The sequence below is a fragment of the Adhaeribacter arboris genome (assembly GCF_003023845.1).
GTDB lineage: Bacteria > Bacteroidota > Bacteroidia > Cytophagales > Hymenobacteraceae > Adhaeribacter > Adhaeribacter arboris.
The window spans coordinates 2,655,399-2,676,163 of the sequence record NZ_PYFT01000001.1; the positions used below are offsets into that span (position 1 = coordinate 2,655,399).

Here is a 20,765-nt window from a genome sequence, read left to right on the forward strand (position 1 = left end):
AGGGTAAGTACTTGTAAAAAAGTAAGTACAAATATACCTTTGGTGCCTCACTAATCAAACCTAAAATTATGAAATACGTTGTAACCGGTTCTTTAGGACACATCAGCAAACCTTTAGCCGAAAGATTAATTCAGGCGGGCCACCAAGTAACCATTATCAGCAGCAATGCCGGTAAAATTTCTGAAATTGAAAAATTAGGTGCAACTGCCGCTATTGGTTCGGTAGAAGATACGGCTTTTTTAACCCAGGCCTTTACCGGAGCCGATGCTGTTTATACCATGGTACCTCCTACTATATCTGCTCCTGATTGGCGTCAGCATATAGCCAAAGTAGGTAAGAATTATGCCGAAGCTATCCGGGCTACCGGGGTAAAATACGTGGTAAACTTAAGTAGTATGGGCGCGCACATGCCGGAAGGTTGCGGTCCGGTAAGCGGAATATATTATGTAGAACAAGCTTTAAATGAATTGGAAGGTGTGGCGGTAAAGCATTTGCGTCCCGGCTTTTTCTACTACAATTTCCTGGCGAATGCAGGTATGGTAAAGCACATGGGTATTATCGGCGGAAATTACGGTTCAGATACCAAAATGGTATTAGTCGCGACGGATGATATTGCAGAAGTGGCCGCCGAAGAATTATTAAATTTAAATTTTACGGGTAAAAGTGTCCGGTATATTGTTTCCGACGAACGCCGCACCCAGGAAATAGCGACAATTTTTGGTCAGGCCGTAGGAAAACCTGATTTGCACTGGGTTGATTTTCCCGACCAGGATACGCTGGGCGCCATGCTGCAAAACGGTTTACCCGAAGACGTAGCGAAAAATTACACCGAAATGGGAGCCGCAATCCGCAGCGAGGAGATGTTCTCGGATTATCGCCAGCAGAAATCGATTAAACTAAGTAAAACGAAATTAGAAGCTTTTGCCCCATCCTTTGCGCAGGCTTATGCGCAAGTTTAAAAAGAAGGGGTTCAAGCCCCTTTTTTTAAGCTACTCAATCTATTTACTTCTATAATGATCTATTTACTTCTATAATCTTGTGAAATTACTTTAAAGTTTAATCCAACTTAGAAAAGAAACCTTGCTTATTTAGTAGCCATAAGCATTCAGGAAGCCTACCTGCCTTTTCAAACCACTCCTTTAAATAGCCACAAATGTATCGTTAGTACTGAACGTAGCAGATCTTAATCCGTATTTGTGTACTAAGCAAAATAATGTTCAACCTGGTAAGCTGGTTTTGGTAATTGCCTTTAATCCGAAACATTGCTTTCATTCCGGTTTCTAACTCCTAGCTTACAACTCCGGTAAATTGGAGGTTCTATTTAACTAATTAATTTTAAATACTTTATAATAGGTTGAGCTTTATTGATCAATAAAAAGGAAAAATAGGCTGGAAATAAATAGAACCTTTACCGGATAAAACAGCCCTAAATAAAGATTTTCCCATAATAGTTTTACTAAAAATCTATTTAGTACATTAATAAACTTTTATATATTTGGGAAATATTAAAGATAGCTATTAATGATTATACGCCTATGTAAAAAAATAACTCTCTCTTTATTCGCCTTTTAAGTGCAATTATACTTGCTTAACGGAAGCCTTAGTTGTATTTCATCTGACCTGAATTTTCTAAACTTATTTTATTTCCTTTAAATGCCTCTTATATAGAAGCAAGTAATGCATTTGCGTTCTTTTAGCTTATTCGTTCATTTAAACTAAATCAATCTTTAATCATGAAAATAAAGTTTTTACTAGCTAACCTTATTGTAGTTCTTTTATTATCCGCTTGTGCCAGAGAAACCTATTATTTCCCGAAAGTAGGTGATCCTTACGGCAGCTATCATAAAAAAGCCACTCCCGCTCCGGCTACAACTCCTGATAAAGTAATCACGGCTGAGGAAATGGTAACTGAACCAACGCCAGTAAATGAAGTGGCTTTAACTGCCTCCGTTAACAAAATAGCTGTAGCTCCCGTTAAATCCGATGTTACGGCCATTAAATCGGTTAGTACGGTTAAAAAAGCTAAAATTTCTAAAATTGCCGAAATTAAAGCCGCTTTAAAGGTTAAAAAACAAATTAAAGCGGTTGTTAAAGCCGCTGAAAAGAAAGAAAAAGCGGCTAACCCCGCTGAAGCCGCTTCCGGAAAAAGCCAGTTAGTGGCGGCGGTCCTTGCTTTTGTAGTGGGTTACGTAGGAATTCACCGTTTTTATTTGGGTTATACGGGCATTGGTATTGCGCAGGTGTTAACTTTAGGTGGTTGCGGCATTTGGGCGCTTATCGACCTGATCCGGATTCTGATGGGCGACTTAAAACCAAAAGATGGTGATTACACGGAAAAATTGGATTTCTAAAAATTTCAAAATATTGTCGTACGGTAAAATCAGCGGGTATATTCTTATTCCGGTTATCCTTTTGCTTTTACCTGCCGATCAATTTGATACCGGTACTTCGCTTTGTTTGAGTAAGCTCTTACTGCATACCGAGTGTTACGGCTGTGGCATGATGCGCGCCATTATGCACCTGATTCATTTTGATTTTAGTACGGCACTTCATTTTAATAAATTATCTGTGATTGTTTTTCCCTTGCTGGGTTATTTGTGGGCACAATCCTTCCTGCGCGAAGTAGCTAGACACCGTCCGTACCGGCGAGGATAATCCGTAAAATAAAAAAGGATGGCTATGAAAGCCATCCTTTTTTATTTTACGGTTAGTAGTTTAATTAAATATCCGTGCAGCACTCTTCCAGGCAATCGATAACATCAATAAGCTTGGGAATAGAAAGGGAGTAATAAATTTTGGTACCCACTTTAAAAGAAGAAAGTACTCCTTTATCTTTTAGGGTAATCAAATGCTGAGAAGCAATGGCTTGCGGTAAATCTAAATACTTATAAATTTCCGTTACCGTCATTTTTTCTTCTTTTCCTAAAAGATCAACAATCGCAAGGCGCTTCGGATGAGCTAACACCTTGAGCATCGAGGCAGCTTTGTCTATCTTTTTAGACTCCACTCTCGACAATAAATTTCTCATACTCATAATTAAAACAATTAAACAAGTTCCTACATACAACACACAATTTTAAACATCAATGGGATTCAAGTGCAATTGAACAAGGCCACGATAGTAGGTCAGCATTTACAAAAAAAGTATACCTTTAACTTATGAATACTTATCGGATTATCGGGCTCATGTCGGGCACCTCTCTGGATGGAGTCGACTTAGCATACTGCATATTTACGAAAAAAAATCAAAATTGGATATATAAAATATATTATACTGCTACTTTACCATATACTTTTTTTTGGAAACAGCGATTAGACACTCTAATGGGCGTTTCGACCGAAAAATTTATTTTGGCTGATCATCAATACGGTACCTATTTAGGGGAAGCAGTACGGGAGTTCGTTAGTAAAAACGGCCTCTCTCCGGATTTTATTGCTTCGCATGGGCACACCATTTTTCACCAACCCGACCAGCATATCAGTTACCAACTAGGCCATGGCGCTTACCTGGCCGCAGCCGCTGGATTGCCGGTGGTCTGCGATTTCCGAACCCTTGATATTGCCCTCGGCGGACAAGGTGCTCCCCTCGTTCCCATCGGCGATCAACTACTCTTCGGTGAATACGATTGCTGCCTGAACCTGGGTGGTATTGCTAATATATCCGTAGCGAGTCCGGCGGGCCGCATTGCCTTTGATACCGGAGCCTGCAACATGCTGTTAAATACTCTAATAAGCGAAATTAATTTACCTTTTGATGAAAATGGTAGCTTGGGCCGGCAAGGCCAGGTACAAACAAAATTACTGGAACAACTTAACGCTGCCGACTATTTTTCCGCGCCACCCCCTAAATCGTTAGGCAAAGAATGGGTAGATGCCCATACCTTGGCATTGTTATTAAACGCTAATTGCTCCTTAACGGATAAATTACAGACTGCCTGTTACCACATTGCCTTTCATGTAGCGGGCAGTATCCAAAATTTATTTTTAGATTCTCAACCCCGCCAAGTATTAGCAACCGGCGGTGGAGCCTTTAATACGTATTTAGTAGAACTTATTCAGCAAGCCTTAGGTCCTCAGTTTAAGGTAGTGGTTCCCGAACCCGAGCTGGTAAGTTTTAAAGAAGCCTTAATTTTTGCGTTTTTAGGTGTACTCCGCTGGCGTCAGGAACCTAATTGTTTCAGCAGTGTTACCGGTGCTCCGCACGATAATGTGGGTGGCGCGATTTATTGGGGAAGTAAGAAATAAGCTACTATTCGTTAAGAAAGTAACTTAAGGCAATTAGCCGTAATTTAATTTTATCCTTCTCATCCAACCATTAATTATTTATTACCTGCCGTCAATCTACTTATCTTTGTAACCTGAACTCTTCGCTAACGGGAGGGAAGTTGGGCTACGACAGCTTGAATCGAGATTCTTTTAAAATTTGCAGGTCAATTCTCCTGCCCTGTATAGCCGCCAGAGTTACTCCCGAATTAAGGGTACTTGCTTCGATTAATTTTTAACTATTATGGATATACGAGACCTGCTACAGCAGAAATTTCTGGGTAATAGTCTGGAGAATATTATTTGGTTCGCCGGCATTATGTCGTTCGGTTACATATTTAAAACTATGTTATCGCAATTGCTTTCCGGTATCTTGTATGGCTTTATTAAAAACTATTCCGTTGATGTAACCAAAGCCGATTTCCGGCGCTTGCTGGTAACTCCGCTTGCTTTCCTTACTTTTCTGGTTTTTCTGTATCTAGCTTTTGACCGGCTGCATTACCCTACCGAGTTTTTTGGCTTACCCGAAAAAGGTAATCTGGGCTTCAAAACCATTACCCAACGCATTTACCGTATTTTCCTGATAGTATCGATTACCTGGGTAGTAATGCGGTTGGTAGATTTTTTTGGAATGATCTTTTTAAAACGGGCCGAAAAAACCGTTTCCAAGCTCGATGACCAGTTAGTGCCCTTTTTCAAAGATTTCGCGAAAGTAATAATTGTACTGATTGGCTTTTTCGTCATGCTGGGCTCCGTATTTCGGGTGGATGTTACCAAACTAATTGCCGGCTTAGGGGTAGGTGGTTTAGCGCTGGCTTTTGCCGCGAAAGAAAGTATCGAGAATTTACTGGCTTCGTTTACTATTTTCCTCGATCAGCCGTTTGTGGTCGGCGATTTAGTACAAGTAGGCGATATTACGGGAGTAGTAGAAAAAATTGGTTTCCGGAGTACACGCATCCGAACGCTTGAAAAAAGCTACGTAACCCTGCCCAATAAACACATGATCGATAAACCTTTGGATAATCTGACGTTGCGTACCTTCCGGCGGGTATTATTTGATGTGTCGGTTACGTACAGTACTACTTCGGAACAGGTTCGGGCCATTGCCGCCGAAATCCAAACTTTTATCGATAACCACCCGCACACGAACCAAGACGGCCGGGTGCGCTTTAACCGCTTAGGTGCGCATTCGAAAGATATTATGGTGCAGTACTTCGTGGATACCATGGACTGGAACGAGTACATTGATATAAAAGAAGAAATTAATTACAAAATTGTGGAGATAGTAGAAAAACACCAGGCCGAATTTGCTTATCCTACCACTTCTATTGTTTTGCAGAAATCGGAACAAGATAAGTTGAACACCGCGGTGGATTAAGGTGATTTTTAGTACTTAAGTAAATGGATTTATAAATGAGACAAAGCCTTTGACTTGAAAAGGCTTAATATTTGATATTGGATACGAACAAGCCACATCTAAAAGGAAAAAGTCTTTGTTTTATAATCTTTTATGCTTTTTTCACGCAACAAGTATTACTTTCTTAAAAGAGGATTTATTTATCTTTTCACATTCATTTCAATAGGGTTCTGCATTCAAAATTTTAAATCCGGCCCATGCACCCCTAATTTAGATGTTCTCTCTTGGCTCGTAGCCCTATTAGTTAGCTCGATTGTTTTAGTTAAAAATATGATTCAGGCTATTTTTACGCAGAAGTTGATGCGAGTATATGGTACTTTCATTCATTTAGCAGGTTTAACTCTATTATACTTCGTGGATGCTATACTTAAGATTTTGTAAGTACCTCGAAAGCAATTTTGAGTAATCTTAAATTTACTTTGAATAAAAAGAGCCCGGATTGAATTTAATCCGGGCTCTTTTTATTACATACTTTAGCAGTTATTTCAGTTTTATCTGGCCTGCGCTAGTGTTTTTTTTATTTTTTTCTTTTTATTCTTCCGCAGGCGATTAATCCAAAGAATAACGCCGGTAATGGGGAAAGTGAAACCGGCTACGCACGAAATAAAGGCAATAATCCGGCCCGGTAAACCACCAATAGAACCTACGTGCACCGGGTAAAAGGTACTACGCACGCGCTGGCCCAAATTTTTATCCTGGAACAAGAGCTGGCCTATTTTTTCGCCGGAATATTGATCTAAAAATAATTGACTCGTCGCCCGTTCGTGCGCCGCATCCTTGGGCATTACCATTACGGTAAAAGCGTCTTCCGCTTCCCGCGGACGGTTGAACTGGTAAAATTCAACGTCAGGCATTTGGTTTTTCGCTATGTCATACGCTTGATCAAAAGTAATTGGTTGAGCCTCATTTCTTATGAGGGAGTGGGGCGGTTCGGGTGGTTCTTTACTGGTGTTGGTTAGTTTGTAAATACCATCGTTAAACCATTCAAAAGACCAGGCTAAACCGGTAAAAGCAAAAACAAACAAAAATAAAGCAGTATAAAAACCAATTACAATGTGCCAATCGTGATTAATGCGTTTCCAGCCGGCGTTCCATTTTATGGTGAGGCGTTGCTGCAGAATTTTTTTGTTTTTGGGCCACCACAGAATGATGCCGGTAAGTAAAATAAATAGAAAAGTAAAGGTACTAACTCCTACAATTAATTTACCGGGTCCGTCTTGTACTAGTAACCATCGATGGAGTTCAAACATAGTCCGGAAAAAAGCATTTTTCTGGCTGGAAGTAGCGATTAACTGACCGGTATAAGGATTCATGAAAGCAACGTGGGTGCTTCGGCCACCCCCTTTGCCCGGACCACCGTAGCCCCCTTTACCTTCTTTAGGCCCACCTTGTTCTTTGCCTCTAGCAGCTTTATTTTCAGCTTTATCTCTTGCTTTATTTTCGTTTTTCTCTTCAGAATAACTTAATTCAACGGTCCGGCGGGCATCATCGTAAATTTTTATCCCGGCAACTTTCACCCCGGGTTTAGCTTGGTTAAAATTACGGATTAATTGCTCCAGACTGACGCGCTTACTTCCTTCCGTTACCTTATAACGTTCCGGGTAAATAGTTTCCAACATTTCTTTTTCGAAAACCATAGCGGCTCCCGTAAAGCAAACCACGCCAATTACTAAGCCGCAAGCTAAGCTCAGATATAAATGTATACTCCGGAAGAAATTTTTCATGTGAATAATATTTAAAGGTATTAAACAAAGAATCAGCTAAGCCCGCAAAAGCAGACTTAGCTGGTTATTAAGATTTATTAAAATCGGTAAGAAACGGTAGTTATAAATTGGCGCGGAGGGATTGGGTTGACGCTGTAGTTTTCGTGCACGTAGTAATTCAGCTCGTTGGTAATATTAGATAGTTTTCCTAAAATCGAGAACTTTTTGATGGAGTATCCTAAACTCACATCCAAGGTTGTAAAACCACTAACTGGAATCAAGCGGCTATAACCTGGTAGCTGGCCATTTGCTTCCGGCCATCCCACCGTATTGTTCCAACCGCCATTGCGTTTACCAGTATAAAAACCAGATAATCCTACTTTTAAGCCTTTAAGTGTTTCGTTAGAAAAAGTGTAAAATAAGGTGGCATTAGCGGTATGAGCTGGATTGCTCACTAATCTTTCCCCTTCTTTATAGCTACCGGTTTTACCAGAAGTTTTGGTGTAGCGCATAAAGTTATAACTATAGCCCGCCAAAAAGTTTAATCCTTGCGTAAGGTTACCATTTAAGTCTAATTCTGCGCCATCGCTGGTTGTTTGACCAGTTAACTCTCTAATGTTAGTATCTGAGTTCGGCGTACCATCAGCCAAATATTGTGCTTGTTGGGCCAGGTTGTTATTTATAATACGGTATAAAGTGAAATTAGCCGAAAGTTTATCATTAAAGAAATCGTTCTTAACGCCAATTTCATACTGATCGATGATAGACGGTGCCAAATTTTGGTTGTAGATGTCTCGGCCGGTATTAGGCGTAAAATTATTAGAATAGCTGGCAAACAAGGCGGTATTAGAAACGGGCTGGTAAACAATCCCTATCCGGGGTGAAAAAGCACGGTCGAAACGGTCAGTTGCAGTTTGGTTAGGCGTGGGAGCATCGGTTGCTACATCGTACGTTTTAGCAGCTACTGTTTTTTGGTACGACCAACGCAAACCGGCCAACACTTTCACCTTATTAGAAATACTGATTAAATCCTGGGCATAATAACCAAAACGGTAAGTTGGCGCTTCGGTACGGGTAGTATTAGTAGCCAAAGGCTCATCGGTGCGGGTTACATATTTCGTCGGATTAAGAATATTAATAGAATCGTACACGCCTTCCTTACTCAAGGAAGCAATATTAAAGGCATTGGTAGTATTTAAATATCTTTCGGCGTCTGTTCCTACTAAAAGTTGATGGTTAAAGCTGCCCGTGTTAAAGGTACCGGTCAGGTTAACCTGGCCAGTATAATAATCTTCGGCAATTTTTGAGCGAGTTAGTTTACGGCCCCAATCCCCATCTGCATCGGCCTGAATACGTTCCGTAGAAAAATAATCGCGCTTAAATAACTGATTTGAACCAATAACATTTAATTTCCAGGAATTACTAAGTTGATGATTGATATTGACGGAAGCCGTGCGTTGCTCAATTTTGTTGTAAGCCCAGGGAGTATTAAAAAAGCTGGATCTTGAGATGCTGGTGGGTATTTTACTGTTTAAGGAGCCAATACCAAAATCCGGCGTTAAATCGTGGTTTAAATAATCGGCTTGCACCAAAATTTCGGTTTTTGCCCCTAACTTATACAGTAAGGAAGGATTTACATAAAACTTCTTCGATTCTATACTTTTCCGGTAACTTTCGGCGGTTTCGTAGGTACCAACTAACCGGAAAGCCAGGTTTTTAGTAATGGGGCCGTAAACATCGCCAATTGGTTTAAACAAGTTATAGCTACCCGCCCGGAGCGATACTTCACCGCCGTATTCAAACTTAGGTTGTTTGGTAACCATGTTAATTACCGCTCCGCCGCTAACATTACCGTAAAGCAAAGCCGCACTGCCTTTTAAAACTTCTACTTTTTCTAAAGTACTAGCTTCCGGAATAGCTGCCGAGTTCACGCGAGCGCCGTTTTTCATAATATTATTGGCGCCTAAATTATACCCTCGGGCGAAGAATGTTTCCGAAGTCGTTCCCCGGGTGCTTCCCAAAGAAACACCGTTTACATTCCGGATGACGTCACTTAATTTGGAAGCTTGCTGGTCGGCAATAACCTGACTATTGACAATGGTCATGCTTTGCGGCATGTCAAGCGGGCTAATAGCAATTTTACCAATGGTCACCGGAGTTTTGTTTTTACTGCGAGTAGCCGTTACCATTACTTCGTTTAACTGCTGGGTATTTTTAGGCAATGTAAAATCGGCGATGCTGGTTTCGTTATTAGTTACCGCAACCGGCATTTCCTGAGCTTGTAAACCTATGAAACTGGCCACCAGAGTATAAGAACCTTCTTTAATATTTTTGATATAAAACTTACCGTCTTCGGTGGTAATAGCACCTTTATTAGTGCCTTTTATAAAAACACTTACAAAACCAACCGGATTACCATCCGTGGAAGTAATACTTCCTTTAATAACACCATTGCCCGCACTTTCGCCTAAGTAAGCAAACTCTTGCGCGGTAGCAGTAAATTTTTGAATAAAGCTTAGTAGAACAACAAGTAACCCTATTTTAAGGCGTTTAGGTAGATGGTCAAGATGTATCATGAGCAAAGTAGTAGTATGTAGATTTATTAAGACTAATTCTAAATTGATGCAAAGCAAATTATTATTTAGAATCAATCCAAATTAATCTAATTAATTTTTTTACTCACCGGGGAACTAAATACAAAAAGTAGAAATACTTCACTCAGATTCAATAGATTAGTTTAGAGTCGATTTCAATATAAAACGGAATACAATTTTTGTTGACCTTATCCCTTAATGGTGATTTCCTTCTTTCTCTTACTTAAAGTCGGCTTTCCTATTAAAGCTTAGCATGAAACTTATCAATCAAGTTTAAGCGACAAAGAATTTTAAGGCCCGAATACTAAGCCTAAAATAGAAACTAACCCAGCAACATTATTTCTTTTCTAAATAATGCTCACTGCTAAACGGGATAAAACAGGAACGGCTAAATGCCTTTAGCTGTCGTATTATGCGGATTCAAAAAATTTAATACTTATAATTGACCAGAATTTAAACCGAATAAAGCGGAATTTTTTAATTACTAGTTCGTAGAATATGTATACGCATCAAAAAAATATTAAATCTGCCGGGAAGCCCCTGGAAGAAACTGGTAAAGCGCTCATCATGATTCATGGCCGCGGAGCCACGGCTGAAAGCATTTTATCACTAAGAGAACACCTGAATGTGGCTAATTTTTCTCTTTTCGCTCCGCAAGCAACTAACCATAGCTGGTACCCCTATAGTTTTATGGCTCCGATAGAGCAAAATCAACCGGCTCTGGACTCGGCTTTGGCGCTACTTAATGGCCTAATAGATAGTATTAAAGAAAAAGGAATTACTAGTAAGGCTATTTATTTATTGGGCTTCTCGCAAGGAGCTTGCTTAACGGCGGAATTTGCCAACCGGCAGGCGCAACTTTACGGTGGACTCATCCTGTTTACGGGAGGTTTAATTGGACAACAGCTTAATATCCAAAATTACACCGGTACTTTTGAAGGCACCCCGGTTTTGATTACTACCGGCGATCCGGACCCGCACGTACCGGTAAGCCGGGTAAACGAAACAGAAAAAATTTTAGAAGAAAAAGGGGCAACCGTAACTAAAAAAATTTACAAAGGTCGCCCCCATACTATTTTACAGGAAGAGATTGATCTGGCAAGAACTATTTTAAGTCCTACTGCTGCAAATCATTAGTTATTAGTTGCTCGTTGTTCGGCTAATAAGCCATTTATAATTAGCAGATTATCTTAACGAAGTACTTACCAGCAATTAAAGCAAGCTTTATGAATTAATAGTCACCTTCGCCGGGTTCTTTCACGGCTTTTTTGGCTTGGTGTAAACGGTAATTCAGGGTAAGGTTAACCTGCCGTAAACGGCCCTGCGAATTGGTTTCGGTATAAAAATTATCGCCTTCTATAATGGAACGGAACCGACGAGAGTTGAAAACATCGATTACATTAAGGGTAAGGGTACCATTGTTTTTCAGGATGTCGCGACTTAAAGCCAGGTCAAGAGTTGCAATAGCTTTGCGTTTGCCTTGAGGCATTTGTTGGGGCGCTTCGTAATTACCGCGTAATTGCAAATCGGTATTTTTCCAGAGGGTAAACCGCGATGTTTTCCGGACAAACCAACTGTACGCATCGCTATGGAAATCTTCATTCAAATTTCCGCCGTCGGTAATGGCCCGGAAAAAGTTAAAGCTGCCATCTATTTTCCACCAGTCAAACGGCGTGTACGACACGGCCAACTCGGCTCCAAAAGCATCTTCGGTAGCTAAGTTTTCGGGTAATGTAGTGGAATTACCTAATTCGTTTACCCGGCGAATGCGTAAAATTTTATCAGTAGTGTAGCGGTAATACAACGATGAACTCAGCGACCCTTTTTCAAAATATTTAATGTGTCCTAATTCATAAGCGTCGGTAAATTCGGGGTTCAAATCCGGGTTACCGCTGAAATAATTGCGGCTATCACTAAAAGTCATGAACGGGCTTAAATCATTATACTGTGGCCGACGTACCCGGCGGCTGTAGCTGAGCTGTAAGGCATGTTGCTTGGGTAAATCATAGGTAACATGCACGCTCGGGAACAAATTGGCATACTCCCGCGGATTTACTTCGTTCGTCTTTTTTAGAGTAGTGGTAACTCCCGTCCACTCGGCCCGCAAACCTACCTGATACGTAAACTTCCCTATTTTATTACCCATAATTCCATACAGGGCATGGATGTTTTCTTCGTACAAAAAGTTATTCGTGAGGCTGTCTAAAGGCATCCAAGCGCCATCGGCTATTTGTTGAGTTACCGAAAAATTATTGGTCATATCACGGGAACTGCTGCGTAAGCCCGCTTCTAATTTGCCATCTTTCCCAAATGGATGCACATAATCTACTTGCACCAAAAATTGCTTTTCGGTTTCGTCGTTCAACGAACGTTGCAAAATATCCTCAATAGCAGAAGGATTCCCATCCGGCAAAGCAGTTTTTTGGGTGTAGTACTGATCTGATTTTTCCCAGTTATCCAGGTAGCGGACATCGGCCGTTAGTTCTTGTCCTTCGCGGGTAAAGGTTCTCTTATAACTCAAGGCATACTCCGAATTTGGTTCGGTTTCAGTTTCGTCCTGGGTCCGGTTAGTAATACTTTGCAGATTATTAATATTAGTTAAGTAATCCAGGTACTGAATTTCTGAAAACCGTTTACCTTTATTAAGGCGGTAGGTGTAGGAACCCGTGAGTACATTTTTAGGATTAAAGAAATAGTCTATTCCGGCCCGAGCATTATTATACATTCCTTTCAATTGATTTTCGGAACTTTGTCGGGAAATAAAAGTAGTATCGTTGCGCCACTGCTCTTGATAAAGAGTACTACGGCCGGGTGCCTTGCGGTAAGAAGCCGTATAATTCACAAAGAAATTTAAATTTTTCTTCCGGTAATTCACGTTAGCGCCCAAACCAAAATTAGCCGGGTTACCCGTAATTAAATCGAAGGAGCCGTTAATACCTTCTTGCCGTTCTTTTTTGAGAACAATGTTGATAATTCCACCCATACCTTCTGCTTCGTAGCGGGCCGATGGATTGGTAATTACCTCTACCCTTTCGATGCTGCTGCCCTGCAATTGCTGCAAGCCACTACCCCCTTTAATACTTACCAAACCCGATGGCTTCCCGTCAATTAAAATCCGCACGTTACCGCTTCCGCGCAAACTCACATTGCCTTCTGCATCTACAGCCACCGAGGGCACATTACTTAGAATATCCGAAGCCGTACCGCCCGCATTTGCCAGATCTTTGCCCACGTTAAATATTTTTTTATCCAACGCTAACTCCATCGTGCTGCGCTCGCCTTGTACCACTACTTCTTTCAATACTTCGGCGCTTAATTTCAGTTCCAAAACTCCCAACTGTACATCCTGGTTTTGAACGGTAACGCGTGGAATAACTCTCTCCCGGAAAGATACCATACTGATTTTTAAGAAATAATTGCCTGGTTTAGTTGAAAGCTCAAATTTACCTGCTTCATCGGCGGCCGTACCTGTTACTAAACTAGAATCTGCTGCCCGGTATAAGCCCACGCTACTAAAAGGAATAGGTGTTTTTTGGGCATCAATGATAGTACCCCGGATAAAAAAAGAGGAGGATGACGGGCTTTGCGCGAAAGCCCAACCAGGTAATAAGAGTAATAGGAACCAGTAAAACTTTTTGTTTTTAGTAAATAGTAGACTCATATGTAGGTTTAAATTTAATCCTCTGATTGCCTTATAAAAGTGGTACCGGACTTTGTAGCAATTCTGAAGTTTTTAACAAAAGCTGAAAGTTCTAGTAAAGATGTTCTAAATTAAATTTCAGAATTCCGAAAAATAACGTTTGTGTCGGATTAAACCTACTTCTAAATCTTTTCCTTAAACAGGAAAGTCTACTTTTTGCTGCTGACTAACTTTAGTGTTTAATCTTTGATTATTTTGCCGCGAGCAGAAATGAAAATGGATGTATAAAGCTGCCCAAAGTCGATTTGTCTAAGAATATTAACAGCTCTCAAGTTGGCGCTAGTTTTTACCTTAATAGTTGATTAATCAGCCAATTGAGCTTGTACCCGGCCATAGCGGGCATCGGGAAACTCTTCTAAATACTGTTTTTTTAAATTTAGTTTATTTTGTTTGGCGTAATCAAACAGCTTGGAGTAAAGTTTATTTGGCGCTAAGAAAAAATGAGCGTTCACGGTGGCTTGTACTACTGGTTTGCTTCCAGGCCACTTACGAAGTTCAAAACCTGCGGGTAGAGGCGCCAATGAATCAGGTACCACTACTCCAATTAGCGCCCGGATACTATCATGGGCTTCTTCGGGATTATTATAATATATGTTACCTAAATAGCCGGTTATTTTTTTCTCTTCCAGCAATTTGGCGGTTTCCTGAAAATACGTACCTAAAGTTTTATCTTTCATACTACCTTCAAAGTACCTACCGGCAATAAACACCGGTCTGGAAGTAGTTCGAATTACCTGTACCTTATTAAAGCCACCCAAATAAGCATAAATGGCAAACCCGGCCAGCAATATAAAAACTATAATAAAACTAAATCTTCTGTTCACGGAGGTAAATAAATGGATTAATCGGGTAAAGATATTGGGAATAATCAGAAGTAAGCCCAAGTATTTTCATAAAAAATCTACCCATTAGCGTTAATCAAAACAACCAGCAGGTAGATTTATCCTTGAAAAGTTATGGCTTAAATAACTTCTTTATACTGCATTTTGTAGAGTTGCGTGTAGTAGCCTTCGTTCTGCATTAACTCGTCGTGGGTACCGGCTTCTTTTATTTCACCTCTATCCATCACAATAATTTTATCTGCTTTCTGGATAGTAGACAGGCGGTGGGCAATAACAATAGAAGTACGTCCTTGCATTAACTGCTGAATGGCATATTGAATTAATTCTTCGGTCTCGGAATCCACCGATGATGTGGCTTCGTCGAGAATAATGATTTTGGGATCGTAGACCATAGCTCGGACAAACGAAATTAATTGGCGCTGCCCCACCGATAATGTTGCCCCGCGCTCCATAACTTTATAGTCGAGTCCGCCAGGTAAACGCTGAATGAATTTATCCGCTCCTACCAATTCGGCGGCTTGCCAGATTTGCTCGGTAGTAATATTTTTATTTCCTAAAGTAATGTTGTCGGCAATAGAACCTGAAAATAAAAATACATCTTGTAATACTACGCCAATGTGTTGGCGCAAAACACTTAAATCGTATTCTTTTAAATCATAGCCATCTACGCGAATAATACCTTTATTTATTTCGTAAAAGCGGCTTAACAAATTAATGATCGATGTTTTTCCCGCTCCGGTTGCTCCCACAAAAGCTACCGTTTGGCCGGCTGTTACATTAAAGGAAATATCACGCAGCACCCACTCTTCGTTATTATACGCAAACCATACGTGCTCAAACTGAACATCGCCCTTAATTGTAGCTGGGGCATAATGGCCAGTGTCAGAGATAAGTTCGTTACTATCCAGTAACTTTAGGATCCGGTCGGTACTTACTACCCCGAGTTGCAAAGTATTAAAACGGTCAGCAATTTGGCGGATAGGTCGGAAAAACATAGCAATGTACATGATAAAGGCAATGAGTACACCCAAGGTGATTTCTTCGTTTAACACGCCTTTTGCCCCATACCAAACGAGTAGACCCGTGCCCGCCGCACCAATTACCTCTGCCACCGGAAAATAAATAGAGTAATACAACACCGACCGGATTTGCGCGCGCGTATGTTCCTGATTTATTTTCTCAAATTTCTGCATTTCGCGGGCTTCGTTGTTAAAAATTTGCACGATGCTCATGCCGGTAATATGCTCCTGCACAAATGCATTTAAATTAGCCACTGCCGTACGCACTTCCTGAAACGAGGATTTGATTTTTTCCTTAAAAATATACGTACTCACAAACAGCAACGGAAACATAGATAAACTAACCAGTGTCAACTTCCAGTCGATGTAGAGCATATAGCCTAAAATAAAAGCCAGTTGCAATACATCACCAATCATGGCGGCTAAACCTTCGCTAAACACATCTGAAAGCTGCTCCACATCCGAAACGTTGCGGGTAACCAACGTACCAATAGGGGTACGGTCGTAAAATTTGAGGCGAAGCTTCAATAAATGACGGTACAATACTACTCGAATATCGCGTACAATATATTGACCTAACCAACCGGCAAAATAAGTGTGCAGGTATTGTACCAAGGCATGACCTACCAGCAATACCGCCAACCAAACAAACATGCGGTTCAAGCCGGAATTATTCCCCAGCATAATGTATTCGTCAACGGTATACTGAATCATAAACGGCCGCACAGCTGCCAATATCGCCGACGCGACCGTTAATAAAATGAGAAAGTAAAATATTTTTTGGTAAGGCTTCACAAACGTGTATAACCGCCGGAGAGTACTATAATCGAAGGCCTTGCCAATTTTTGTATTAGATGTTGGTTCCAAAATTCAGGATAAAATTTGAAGCAGAATAATCCGAAACAGATGTTATCTGTTGTTACTATCCTACTATAAATTATTTTATATTTTAAAAAACGCGATAAGGTTATGAATGTTTGCTTTATTGCGGGTAATATTTGCTTTAACAGTGAAGTAAAGAAATAACTAATTCATTAAGAAAAAGTTCGCCGGGTATTCTACTTTGGTTAGAAAGAGCCCCGCCGCTGGCGCCGCTGCACTCGCTCGCCGCCGGTCCTGACTGGCAATTATGTCTGTAAACTCGGATATCGATAATTTACCACTGCCTACATCCAGCAAAGTACCCACTATTAACCGTACCATACCGCGCAAAAAACGATTAGCTCGTATAGTAAATATAAGCATATCCGAGCCCTGCATTTGCCATTGAGCCTGATACATCTGACAGTGGTAATGTTTGGTTTCTCCTTTTACTTTCGAGAAAGTAGTAAAATCTTCAAAATTCAATAACATTGCTGCCGCTTCGTTCATTAACTCTAAATTAGGCTTACGGTTTAAAAAATGACTAAATGCCCGTAAAAACGGATTATTAATTAAGCAAATACGATATTCGTACGTACGGGCAATTGCATCAAAACGGGCATGTGCTTCCGGTATTACTTCGTAAATATTTTTTACCGCGATATCAGGAGGTAAAATGCGGTTAAATCGGTAGCAGGCTTCTTCTTTATTTAAAATTCCGGTTACATCCAGATGTATAAACTGCTGCTCAGCGTGTACACCTGTATCCGTCCGGCCACTGCCAATCGTTTCAATCGTTTCCCGCAGAACTGTGCTTAAGCAATCGTTTAATATTTGCTGTACCGTTAATGCGTTCGGCTGAATTTGCCAACCGTGGTAATTGGTGCCATCGTAAGCGATTTCGAGGAAATAGCGCATAGAAACAAATATATCACAGATTTGCTCATTTCCTTGTATTCAGAAAACTATTTTAAAGATCAGTTATGTTAAAACTAGCACTTTTCGTAAATAACAGCGGCTCCCTGCCCTACCCCAACGCACATGGTAGCTAAACCATAACGAATATTTTTGCGGCGCTGCATTTCGTGGAGTAAAGTGGCCGAAATTCGGGTACCGCTCGCACCTAAAGGATGCCCAATTGCAATAGAACCCCCATTAACATTAATTTTAGCAGGGTCGAGTTTTAATTCCTGGATACAAGCCAGTACCTGGGCAGCAAAAGCTTCGTTCAGTTCGATTAAGTCCATATCGTTGAGTGTAAGACCTGCCCGCTGTAAGGCTTTTTGCGTGGCAGGTACCGGTCCTATGCCCATGTAGGCCGGTGGCACACCCGCCACCGCAGATGATACTACCCGGGCCATTGGCTTTAAATTAAATTGTTCTACTACTTCTTCGTTTACTAAGAGTGCTATTGCGGCTCCATCGTTAATACCCGAAGAATTTCCGGCCGTTACCGTTCCATTTTCCGGAGTAAAAGCTGGTTTTAAGGCAGCTAATTTTTCTGGAGAAGTTAAGCGGGGATGCTCATCAACAGAAAAATGTAAAAATTCTCCATTTTTCTGCGGAATAGTAACCGGTATAATTTCGTTTTGAAAATAATTATTTTTCAATGCCTGTTGATATTTCGCCTGTGATTCATGCGCAAAAGTATCTTGTTGTTCGCGGGAAATTTGCCATTTCTTAGCTACATTTTCGGCAGTTTCCCCCATAGAATAAGGATAGTGTCGTTCGGCTAATTTTTTATTAATAAAGCGCCAGCCCAGGGTAGTATCGAACAATTGCGTTTCGCGGGAAAAGGCATTTTCTGCTTTTGCCAGCACAAAAGGAGCTCGGGTCATGCTTTCTACTCCTCCAGCCAGGTAAACGGCCCCCTCGCTACATTTAATGGCCCGGGCTGCATCTATTATGGATTGTAACCCGGAAGCACATAACCGGTTTACGGTTACTCCTGCCGTTTCCAGAGGTAAACCGGCCAGCAAAGCAGCCATACGCGCCACATTCCGGTTATCTTCGCCGGCCTGATTAGCTGCCCCTAAAATTACATCTTCAATTAAACTTACATCTAAATCCGAATTTCGATTGAGCAATGCTTTCATAACAAGGGCCGCTAAATCATCAGGGCGAACGGAGCTTAATGCTCCCCCAAACTTACCGACTGGGGTACGGACAATATCTACAATATAGGCAGCACTCATGGTTTTTGCGAAAGAAGTATCTATTTTTGTAAAAATTTGTAAGATAATTAACTCTGATATGATACAAAGAATTCAATCTGTTTTTCTGTTTCTAATTGCCGTTGCTTTAATTTGCTTGTTATTTTTACCCATTTGGTCGAAGACAGATGCGAATGGTCAGGAATACGTGTTGAATGCCTTTTCGTTAGCCGCCGCCAACACGGTAAATGTTACTGGTACAACAACAGCAACCGTTTCTAAATCAACGATAGTAATTGCCATTTTAGCTATTTTGGCCGCGTTAGTAGCTTTATACGAAATATTTCAATATAAAAATCGGCTTACGCAAATGAAACTGGGTTTCCTAAATACCCTCCTGTTAGCCGGATTAATGGGAAGCTGCTTCTATTATGTCTCTTACGTGGGAGAGGAAATAGTAAAAACACCTGGTCGCGGTGAGTACCAGGCCGGGTTTTATTTACCCTTACTGGCCTTAGCTTTAAATGCGCTGGCTAATCGATTTATCCGCCGCGATGAGCAATTGGTTCGTTCCGTAGATCGGCTACGTTAATTTAGCTCTATCTAATAAGATTTAGAACAAAACGGCTACCTTATTTTGAGGAGCCGTTTTGTTTTGAAATTTTTAAATTCTAGGTGAAATGTACTAATTACTGCTGTTTGTGGAGTAAGGCCCATTGTATAGCTATCAGAGTTTTACCGTCTTCTATGGTTAGATTTTCTAGATCGGCCGGAGCTACTTCCACTATCTTAATATCTTCGTGTTCATCGGCTAATCCCCCACCTTCCGAAGCTTTCTTACTTACTTCTGCATAAAATATCGTTAATTTTTCGGCAAAGGCGCCCGGTGAGGAATAGTAAGAGGCAATAGAAGTAATTTTATCTACAGTATAACCCGTTTCTTCTTCTATTTCACGACGGGTAGCATCCTCTAAACTCTCTGATGGTTTATCATGCATACCAGCTACTATTTCGAGCACATCGGTGTTAGTAGCTAATCGGTACTGTTCAACAAAAATATAGCGTTGTCGGACAGTGTCAAAAACCAGAGCAGCTACGGCTTGGCCTGTATCAAAAATCTCTCTTTCGAGTATAGTTCCATCTGTTTCTAACTTTACTTTATACAACTTATAAAAGCCATCGTAAACCACTCGTTTATCTACAATCTTCATATAATTCCGTAACTAATTCTATTAACAACTTAACCAAGTTTTTGACTGACTATACGAAGAGAAATCTTATTCAGCTACATAAGATTTAATTTTAAGATAATTGCAAGTAGCCTTCTTATAAACTTTTTGGCATTCTCTTACCGAACATCTTTTTTATTGATTATAACATAAAAAAAGCTCTGATAAATTACCAGAGCCTTTCAGTTAAACTACTAAACTTTAATCTTATCTTATGTTACTAAGCTTACATAGCTAGTAAATCAATTCTATTTGGTAAACGAATCTATTTGGTAAACGAAGCATTAAGCAACCCTATTTTATCTTTTAACGAGTTTGTTTATCCTGATTACGTATCTATATATTTTACAAGTATTGTGCCAGTTTACAGTGATAATTTTTTAATTCTCCTTGTGTCCTTATAAAATAGCAGCCCATTTGGCATAATATCCAAATGGGCTCTGCTATTTAACTCGATTAAATAACTCTCTTATAAATTACTTATAGAAAACTACGGTTGAACCTCATAACCAACAATACACGTAATCTCAACTAATTGGCCTCCTGCTAAACAAGCTTTTTCTATTTGCCCTTTATCGATAAAGCCAATTATTACTTGCTGCTTTTCTTTAACGGTGAATCCATTTATTTTGTATTGTTGCTTTTCTGAGCTAATTTTGGGTAAAGCGGCCGCATTAACAGGCACCAATATTTGGTTATTTTTAAGGACTAATACTAACCCACATCCTGCTAAATTTTGAACAGTAGCTTGAGTATCACAGGTTTGCTGGGGTACTACCTCTTGTTCTTCTCCGGTGCAGTTTGTTAAAAAAAGGACCACTAGCAGAAGTAGCCCACATATATAAGACTTTAACACACCTTTGATTACTCTCATATTAGTTAGACAAGTACAAACCAAGTAAGTTTAAAACGATAACTACCAATAAGATTCTATAGTCGCCTATTTGGTTGCTTTATGGAAAAAATTTATTTCCATTACTATCG

The 20,765-nt window shown here is 40.3% G+C and carries 17 protein-coding genes; 7 read left to right on the top strand and 10 right to left on the bottom strand.

The genetic code is table 11. The annotated features are described in order from the left end of the window. The first annotated feature begins 68 nt into the window (after positions 1-68). The 3 genes from AHMF7605_RS10775 (at position 69) to AHMF7605_RS10785 (ending at position 2,655) form a co-directional block, all read left to right on the top strand. Positions 69-959, top strand: a complete 891-nt coding sequence (locus tag AHMF7605_RS10775) for an NmrA family NAD(P)-binding protein (RefSeq protein WP_106929150.1) — start codon at positions 69-71, stop codon at positions 957-959. Between the two features lie 774 nt (positions 960-1,733). Next, complete coding sequence (locus AHMF7605_RS10780) at positions 1,734-2,351, top strand: TM2 domain-containing protein (protein WP_199200223.1); 618 nt, start codon at positions 1,734-1,736, stop codon at positions 2,349-2,351. Between the two features lie 13 nt (positions 2,352-2,364). After that, entirely contained in the window at positions 2,365-2,655 is a 291-nt protein-coding gene (locus AHMF7605_RS10785; RefSeq protein WP_158267495.1) for a DUF2752 domain-containing protein, read from the top strand. Between the two features lie 64 nt (positions 2,656-2,719). On the opposite strand, the gene AHMF7605_RS10790 is transcribed toward AHMF7605_RS10785, so the two are convergent. Beyond that, positions 2,720-3,028, bottom strand: coding sequence for an ArsR/SmtB family transcription factor (locus tag AHMF7605_RS10790; protein WP_106929154.1), 309 nt, complete (start codon positions 3,026-3,028; stop codon positions 2,720-2,722). 131 nt (positions 3,029-3,159) lie between these two features. Here AHMF7605_RS10790 and AHMF7605_RS10795 point away from each other — a divergent pair, with 131 nt between their 5' ends. Both AHMF7605_RS10795 and AHMF7605_RS10800 read left to right on the top strand, forming a co-directional pair. Further along, positions 3,160-4,245: an anhydro-N-acetylmuramic acid kinase gene (locus tag AHMF7605_RS10795; protein ID WP_106929156.1), complete on the top strand. Its 1,086-nt coding sequence runs from the start codon at positions 3,160-3,162 to the stop codon at positions 4,243-4,245. 262 nt (positions 4,246-4,507) lie between these two features. Continuing rightward, a complete protein-coding gene (locus AHMF7605_RS10800; RefSeq protein ID WP_106929158.1) occupies positions 4,508-5,641 on the top strand; it encodes a mechanosensitive ion channel family protein in 1,134 nt (377 codons plus the stop codon). Between the two features lie 530 nt (positions 5,642-6,171). Here the strand turns inward: AHMF7605_RS10800 and AHMF7605_RS10810 are convergent. Continuing rightward, on the bottom strand, positions 6,172-7,404 hold the full coding sequence (locus AHMF7605_RS10810; protein ID WP_106929162.1) for a PepSY-associated TM helix domain-containing protein: 1,233 nt from the start codon (positions 7,402-7,404) through the stop codon (positions 6,172-6,174). 77 nt (positions 7,405-7,481) lie between these two features. Next, positions 7,482-9,959 carry a TonB-dependent receptor gene (locus AHMF7605_RS10815; RefSeq protein WP_106929164.1) on the bottom strand — a complete coding sequence of 826 codons (2,478 nt, stop codon included), beginning with the start codon at positions 9,957-9,959 and terminating at the stop codon, positions 7,482-7,484. 516 nt (positions 9,960-10,475) lie between these two features. Here AHMF7605_RS10815 and AHMF7605_RS10820 point away from each other — a divergent pair. Then, positions 10,476-11,114, top strand: a complete 639-nt coding sequence (locus AHMF7605_RS10820) for an alpha/beta hydrolase (protein WP_106929167.1) — start codon at positions 10,476-10,478, stop codon at positions 11,112-11,114. A 94-nt stretch (positions 11,115-11,208) separates the two neighbouring features. On the opposite strand, the gene AHMF7605_RS10825 is transcribed toward AHMF7605_RS10820, so the two are convergent. The 5 genes from AHMF7605_RS10825 to AHMF7605_RS10845 all read right to left on the bottom strand — a co-directional run bounded on the left by AHMF7605_RS10825 (position 11,209) and on the right by AHMF7605_RS10845 (position 18,594). Then, a complete protein-coding gene (locus AHMF7605_RS10825; protein WP_106929169.1) occupies positions 11,209-13,638 on the bottom strand; it encodes an outer membrane beta-barrel family protein in 2,430 nt (809 codons plus the stop codon). Between the two features lie 341 nt (positions 13,639-13,979). Next, on the bottom strand, positions 13,980-14,501 hold the full coding sequence (locus AHMF7605_RS10830; protein WP_146153567.1) for a GyrI-like domain-containing protein: 522 nt from the start codon (positions 14,499-14,501) through the stop codon (positions 13,980-13,982). A 137-nt stretch (positions 14,502-14,638) separates the two neighbouring features. Further along, a complete protein-coding gene (locus tag AHMF7605_RS10835) occupies positions 14,639-16,405 on the bottom strand; it encodes an ABC transporter ATP-binding protein (protein ID WP_233219006.1) in 1,767 nt (588 codons plus the stop codon). 159 nt (positions 16,406-16,564) lie between these two features. Then, the gene (gene truA, locus AHMF7605_RS10840) at positions 16,565-17,317 is read right to left on the bottom strand and encodes a tRNA pseudouridine(38-40) synthase TruA (RefSeq protein ID WP_106929175.1); all 753 of its coding nucleotides are present in this window, start codon (positions 17,315-17,317) and stop codon (positions 16,565-16,567) included. 74 nt (positions 17,318-17,391) lie between these two features. Further along, a complete protein-coding gene (locus AHMF7605_RS10845) occupies positions 17,392-18,594 on the bottom strand; it encodes a thiolase family protein (RefSeq protein ID WP_106929177.1) in 1,203 nt (400 codons plus the stop codon). A gap of 58 nt (positions 18,595-18,652) precedes the next feature. Here AHMF7605_RS10845 and AHMF7605_RS10850 point away from each other — a divergent pair, with 58 nt between their 5' ends. Continuing rightward, on the top strand, positions 18,653-19,144 hold the full coding sequence (locus tag AHMF7605_RS10850) for a DUF4293 domain-containing protein (protein ID WP_106933428.1): 492 nt from the start codon (positions 18,653-18,655) through the stop codon (positions 19,142-19,144). Positions 19,145-19,241: 97 nt separating this feature from the next. Here AHMF7605_RS10850 and AHMF7605_RS10855 read toward each other — a convergent pair whose 3' ends face one another. Both AHMF7605_RS10855 and AHMF7605_RS10860 read right to left on the bottom strand, forming a co-directional pair. Then, the gene (locus AHMF7605_RS10855) at positions 19,242-19,763 is read right to left on the bottom strand and encodes an NUDIX domain-containing protein (RefSeq protein WP_106929179.1); all 522 of its coding nucleotides are present in this window, start codon (positions 19,761-19,763) and stop codon (positions 19,242-19,244) included. Positions 19,764-20,271: 508 nt separating this feature from the next. Beyond that, positions 20,272-20,655, bottom strand: a complete 384-nt coding sequence (locus tag AHMF7605_RS10860; RefSeq protein WP_106929181.1) for a hypothetical protein — start codon at positions 20,653-20,655, stop codon at positions 20,272-20,274. Between the last annotated feature and the right edge of the window lie 110 nt (positions 20,656-20,765).